General features: G+C 67.6%; 4 protein-coding genes. All 4 read left to right on the top strand.

Features of this window, described 5'->3' with window-relative positions; translation table 11 throughout:
• Positions 1-1423: 2-oxoacid:acceptor oxidoreductase subunit alpha (locus ELR45_RS19270; protein ID WP_240759879.1), on the top strand; the 1423-nt coding region annotated here is incomplete at its 5' end.
• Positions 1410-2519, top strand: coding sequence for a 2-oxoacid:ferredoxin oxidoreductase subunit beta (locus ELR45_RS19275; protein ID WP_129667829.1), 1110 nt, complete (start codon positions 1410-1412; stop codon positions 2517-2519). The genes ELR45_RS19270 and ELR45_RS19275, both read left to right, overlap by 14 nt.
• Positions 2512-3651: an Mrp/NBP35 family ATP-binding protein gene (locus ELR45_RS19280; protein ID WP_129667830.1), complete on the top strand. Its 1140-nt coding sequence runs from the start codon at positions 2512-2514 to the stop codon at positions 3649-3651. The genes ELR45_RS19275 and ELR45_RS19280 overlap by 8 nt, the downstream gene beginning before the upstream one ends.
• An 832-nt stretch (positions 3652-4483) precedes the next feature.
• Positions 4484-5440, top strand: a 957-nt coding sequence (locus ELR45_RS38400; RefSeq protein WP_205856875.1) for a GH39 family glycosyl hydrolase, incomplete at its 3' end; no start/stop codon positions are given.

A 5440-nucleotide genomic window follows, 5' to 3' on the forward strand; every position in this document is an offset into this window, starting at 1 on the left:
GCTGGAAGGTACGGGGTTGTCGAAGAAGGACGCCGAGCGCGCCAAGAACATGTTCTCGCTGGGGCTGTTGTCATGGATGTACCAACGGCCGACCGACGGCGTGGAGCGGTTCCTGCGGACAAAGTTCGCCGCCAGACCGGAGATCGCCGACGCCAACGTGCGAGCCTTCCGCGCGGGCTGGAACTACGGTGAGACCACCGAGTCCTTCGCCGTCACGTATGAGGTGTCGCCGGCGCCGCTGCCCGCGGGCAGCTACCGGCAGATCACCGGAAACACCGCGCTCGCCTACGGTCTGATCGCCGCCGGGCAGCGGTCCGGTCTGCCGGTGCTGCTCGGCGGATACCCGATCACACCGGCGTCGGACATCTTGCATGAGCTGTCGAAGCACAAGTCGTTCGGGGTCATCACGCTCCAGGTCGAGGACGAGATCGCCGGGATCGGCGCCTCGCTGGGCGCCGCCTATGGCGGGGCGCTCGGCGTCACGACGACGTCCGGGCCGGGTGTGGCTTTGAAGTCGGAGACGATCGGGCTGGCCGTCATGCTCGAGTTGCCGCTCGTCGTGATCGACGTGCAGCGTGGAGGCCCGTCCACTGGCCTGCCGACCAAGACCGAGCAGGCGGACCTGCTGCAGGCGATGCACGGCCGGAACGGCGAGTGCCCGGTGCCGATCCTGGCGCCGGCCACGCCTGGGGAATGCTTCGACATGGCTCTGGAAGCTGCCCGGATCGCGCTGACCTATCGCACCCCGGTCATGCTGTTGTCCGACGGTGCGCTCGCGGGCGGCAGCGAGCCGTGGCGCATCCCGGCCGCCGCCGACCTCCCGGATCTGTCCGTGCGATTCGCCGACCAGCCCAACGCCACGGACGGCTCCGGCGACTTCTGGCCCTATGCCCGCGACCCCGAGACGCTGGCCAGGGAATGGGCCGTCCCCGGGACGCCAGGCCTGGAACACCGCATCGGGGGCTTGGAGAAGGCGGAGAGCACCGGCGAGATCTCCTACGACTCGGACAACCACGACCGCATGGTCCGGATCCGTCACGCCAGGGTGGCCGGCGTCACGGTGCCGGACGTCGAGGTGGACGACCCGTCCGGATCGGCGCGCGTGCTTGCCCTGGGATGGGGCTCCAGTTACGGCCCGATCGGTGCCGCGTGCCGGAGGGTCCGTAATCTCGGTTGGCCGGTTGCCCAAGCGCACCTGCGGTATCTCAATCCATTTCCGGCCAACCTGGCCGATGTGCTGAGCCGCTACGACACGGTGGTCGTCCCGGAGATGAACCTCGGACAACTGGCGATGTTGCTGCGCGCGGCGTACCTGGTGGACGTGGTCTCACACACCAAAGTCGCGGGCGTGTCGTTCAAGGCAGAGGAGCTCCAAGACGTGCTGGTCGGCGCCGTGAAGGGGGAGTGTTATGACGATCGTTGACGTGCCCGCACCGACCGCGCGGCAGGCCGGGCAGAACCAGACCGACGGCGACGGGCTGGCCGGTGTCCCGATGGCCGACGAGCCACAGCGGGCCGGCGACTACAAGTCCGGCCAGGACGTGCGCTGGTGCCCGGGCTGTGGCGACTACATCGTGCTCAACGCCGTGCAGTCGCTGCTGCCGACACTGGGTTTGAAGCGGGAGAACATCGTCTTCATCTCGGGGATCGGCTGCTCGTCGCGGTTCCCGTACTACATGAACACCTACGGGCTGCATTCGATACACGGCCGCGCGCCGGCGATCGCCACCGGGCTCGCCGTCACCCGCCCGGATCTCTCCGTCTGGGTGGTCACCGGCGACGGCGACGCCCTGTCGATCGGCGGGAACCACCTCATTCACACCTTGCGGCGCAACGTCAACCTGACGATCCTGCTGTTCAACAACCGGATCTACGGGCTCACCAAGGGCCAGTACTCGCCCACCAGCGAGGAGGGCACGGTCACCAAATCAACGCCGATGGGATCGCTGGACACACCGTTCAACCCGGTCTCGCTGGCGCTGGGAGCCGAGGCCACCTTCGTCGCCCGGGCGCTCGACTCCGACCGGGAGGGGCTCACCGAGGTCCTGGATGCCGCGGCGCGGCATCGCGGCAGTGCGCTGGTGGAGATCTACCAGAACTGCCCGATCTTCAACGACGGCGCGTTCGACGTGCTCAAGGACCGCAGCGAAGCCGCGCACCGGATCATCCCGCTACGGGACGGCGAACCGATCCGTTTCGGCCCGGCCGGCGAGTTCGGCGTCGTGCGTTCGGAGTACGGCGGGCTCGACGTGGCCGAGATCTCCAAAAGCGGCGCTGAGCACGTCGTCGTGCACGACGCCGGCCTCACCGACCCCGCCTACGCGTTCGCACTTTCCCGCCTCGGCGGACCGCGGCTGGATCACGTGCCGGTCGGGGTCTTCCGGAGCGTCCAGCGCCCCACCTACGACGACCAGGTACGATCGCAGATCCAGAGCGCCACCCGGACGAACACCGGCAACCTGGACACACTGCTCAACGGTTCCGACGCCTGGACCGTCCCGGCGCGGCCACATGGCTGACACGACGCAAGGAGAGCTTGTGACTGTTGATGAAGTCCGCGCAGCGCTGGCCACGGTGGTGGACCCGGAGATCAACCGACCGCTCACCGAGCTCGGCATGGTCAAGGAGATAACGGTCGACGGCGACCTGGTCACGGTCGGAATTTACCTGACCGTGTCCGGGTGTCCGCTGCGGGAGAAGATCACCAGCGACGTCACGGCGGCGGTGCTGGCGGTCCCCGGTGTTCGCGACGTCCGGGTCGAGCTGGATGTGATGGACGACGAGCAGCGCGCCGAGCTCCGCAAGCAGGTGCGTGGCGGCGACGATCCGGTGATCCCGTTCGCCGAGCCGGGATCGCTGACCAAGGTGTACTGCGTCGCGTCGGGCAAAGGGGGAGTCGGCAAGTCGACGGTGACCGCGAATCTGGCGTCCGCGATGGCGGCGCGGGGTCTGTCCGTCGGTGTCCTGGACGCCGACATCCACGGCCATTCGATTCCTCGGCTGCTCGGCACCGTCGCCCGGCCGACCCAGGTCTCCACCATGATCATGCCGCCCCAGGCGCATGGGGTGAAGGTCATCTCGATGGGCATGTTCACCGAGGGCAACGACGCGGTGATCTGGCGTGGACCGATGCTGCACCGGGCCGTCCAGCAGTTCTCGGCGGACGTCTTCTGGGGCGATCTCGACGTCCTGCTCCTCGACCTCCCGCCGGGCACCGGCGACGTCGCTATCTCCATCGCGCAGCTGATTCCGGAGGCGGAGATCGTCGTGGTGACCACACCGCAGCTCGCCGCCGCCGAGGTCGCCGAGCGGGCCGGGGCCATCGGCGCACAGACCCGGCAGCGGGTGATCGGCGTCGTCGAGAACATGTCCTGGCTCGACACTGCTGACGGCCAACGGCTGGAAGTGTTCGGAGCCGGAGGTGGGCAGGCGGTAGCTGCCGCGCTCACGGCAACGCTGGAAACGTCCATACCGGTGCTGGGCCAGATACCGCTGGACACGCGGCTTCGGGAGGCCGGGGACGCCGGTACTCCACTGGTTCTCGCCCAGCCTGACCTACCTGCGGCCAAGGCGCTCATCGGGATTGCTGACCAGCTCGGCTCCCGCCCGCGCGAGCTCGCCGGCCGTAGCCTCCCGGTCGCCGTCGTCTGAAGGGACAGAATGCCTGTGGCAGCTCACGGTTGATGGCGTAGTAGACGGTCGGCAACACACATCTATCGCATTGTTCGGCGCCTACGATGGAGGTGTGTCGAGCGGAGCATCCGAGCCAGGTGAATCTCGCTGGACCGACCATGAGCGGTTACCGCCGTGGGGGCAGCCGCCCGTGGCCGCACCCAGCGTCCTGATTCTCGCGGATCAGCCGGTGGCGACGTCCTCCGTTGCCGCGATCTCGATCCTGCACTTGCGAGCATTCACGGAAGGCTGCCTGATCGCGATCTCAGCAACTGTTCGCCGGCGCGCCGGATACTCTTGGCTCCCGCAAAGCTGGATCCGGCCTGGCCCTTCCAGGCGGACGGCCGGTGTCCCTGACGAACTTCTCCGGTTCGCGATAGTCCTGCCGAATGGCCGCCGTGCCGACTCGCTGGATCGATGGCAGGACCGGGACACCGTGCCTGACCTCTTCGTAGCAGTGTGTGGCACCCGGGTGAGAACGACCGCTGCGCCGTCAGGCACGCCTACCGATCCCTTGGGTACGGATGCTGCGTATGCCGAGATCACCACTGACCTCTGGGTATGGCCACGGCCGTCGACTCGCAGCTTCACCTTGATTGCGCATTGGCCTGTGTTCGACATCGATCATGCACCGCTGGTCCTCGACACCGCTGCAATCCGTGCCGCCTCCCCAACGGGCCCTTGGTCATCCTGACCCCATTCCGGAGGCGGCCTGCGAATCCGCCAAGGCGGTGGTGATCAGATACGAGTTCGGGGCGTCATACCGGCCCCAAACTCGTATCTGATCATGCGGAACTGAAAGGCTGACACCGTGACCACAGAGACGAACGCCCGCGCCGATGCCGGCTTGACCGGCAGACAGCCCCAGGCCGCCGCCAGCGATCCCGACGCGCCGCACGTCCGGTCCGCGGTGGTGCGCGTCGACGCCTCCTCCGACGCGGGCGAACTGACGCCGATCTGGGCCAGCATCGGCTACGACGAGATCAACTGGACGTACACGCCGAGCGGCAAGCGGCTGCTGCGCACAGTCGGCGAGTTCTCGCCGCGTCCGTTCGATGTCCGCCCGCACTACGTCTTCTGCAGCGGCAGCGGATTCGGCCTTCCGCACTGGGGCAACGGCAACGTGTACCACGAAGACGAGGACGGCACGCCTTACTACGACTTCACCATCGTCGACCAGACCTACGACGCCATCGTCGGTGCCGGGCACCACGTCCTGGTCGAGCTGGCCTTCACCCCGAAGGCCCTGGTACCGGAGACCGCGTACGACGTCTTCACCACGATCCCGAGCCCGACGGTGTACAGCGCCTATGAGAACGGCCTGTGGTCCTTCCCGCCGAAGGACTACGGCAAGTGGGCCGGTCTCGTCGCCGCCCACGCACGACACTGTCTGGAACGCTACGGTGCGGACGAGGTCGCCGACTGGTACTGGGAGCTGTGGAACGAACCGGACATCTTCTACTGGCGGGGCACCCCGCAGCAGTTCTATGACCTTTACGCGGTCACCGCCGGAGCCGTCCGATCCGTGTTGCCTGCCGCCAAGGTCGGCGGGCCCGCGGTGACCGGCGGCGACAAGGGACCGCCGTTCCTGCGCGGGTTCCTGGAGCAATGCCGCCGAGACTCATTGCCGCTGGACTTCGTCTCCTTCCACACGAAGGGTTCCGCGTTCACACCGTGGCGAGTGTACGGCCCGGCCGGCGGGCCCGCTCCCGAGCAGCAGTCGCCGTCGTCGGCGAAGATGCTCTTCGAGATCGGGCGACTGCTCGAC

It is taken from the genome of Phytoactinopolyspora endophytica (assembly GCF_004138495.1).
Lineage (GTDB): Bacteria > Actinomycetota > Actinomycetes > Jiangellales > Jiangellaceae > Phytoactinopolyspora > Phytoactinopolyspora endophytica.